This is a genomic window from Pseudomonas sp. S37, assembly GCF_016658545.1.
Taxonomy (GTDB): domain Bacteria; phylum Pseudomonadota; class Gammaproteobacteria; order Pseudomonadales; family Pseudomonadaceae; genus Aquipseudomonas.
In genome coordinates this window covers 1-846 of sequence record NZ_JACVZC010000232.1, presented here as the reverse complement: position 1 = coordinate 846, position 846 = coordinate 1, and the positions used below count along the sequence as shown (strand labels likewise).

Annotated in this window: 1 protein-coding gene; it reads left to right on the top strand. The window is 59.5% G+C overall.

The genetic code is table 11. From position 1 onward, the window contains the following. Positions 1-415 precede the first annotated feature (415 nt). On the top strand, positions 416-703 hold the full coding sequence (locus IAE39_RS29445; RefSeq protein WP_201207959.1) for a DUF3077 domain-containing protein: 288 nt from the start codon (positions 416-418) through the stop codon (positions 701-703). Positions 704-846 lie beyond the last annotated feature (143 nt).

The following is an 846-nucleotide window of genomic DNA, read 5'->3' as shown; positions in this document are numbered from 1 at the left end:
GGCTGTTCCGGGGCCACATTTCAGTTTCTTGGGATTTCAGACAGAGCCTAGTCTGGACCCGTCGTTGCAAATTCAACGACCGGGTCTGCAAGCCCGTTGCTTGGTTTGGTCTCAGGTTGCTGTTGGCTTCGTTCAATGGTGGCTATGTGCGGGTGGTCTTCGGGCCATCCGGGTAATGACCTCCAAGCCCGGTCTTGCAGGCCCGCATGTAGCCGCCACCCTATCATCTGCAAGTGATCTGGCGACGGTCCGACTTTTTATTGTCTGGAGGCTGTCATGCTTGACGTTTTTTCCCGATCCACCTTGCTCCACCGGCCCACCGCATCACCTGGAAGGCAGATGCAGCGCAGGAGCACGCCGCAGATGCCTGCCTTGCATTGATGGGCTGACTGGATATTCAGAAGAGGGTTTGAAGATGGACAAGGATTTGGATGACGACACCGGCACTTTGGGCCTGACCGTAGGCTCGGCCACTTTCCTCGACGGGATCATCGACGGCAAGAAGCTGTTCCGCGTCGAACCCGGCAACTGTTGCGACCATGCCATCGAGCAGGCATCCGTATTGATGGACTGTTCGCGCCGGGCGTCGTTTATCGGGGTGATGGACAACGAACCGGTGCTGGTCTGGGCATCGCACTTTCTGGGTGATATGGCCAAGGCGCTGATGGACGACGCCCACATGGGCATGCGCAAGCATCGATGACCTGAATAGGAGCAACTGTCTTGTGTTGCCTGATCAGGCCTCATCGCTGGCAAGCCACACATGACCTGCATCTCCTTCAAGGCAGGCACAGAGCCTGTAGGAGCGGGGGGGGGGGGGGGGGGGGGGGGGGGGGGGGGGGGGGG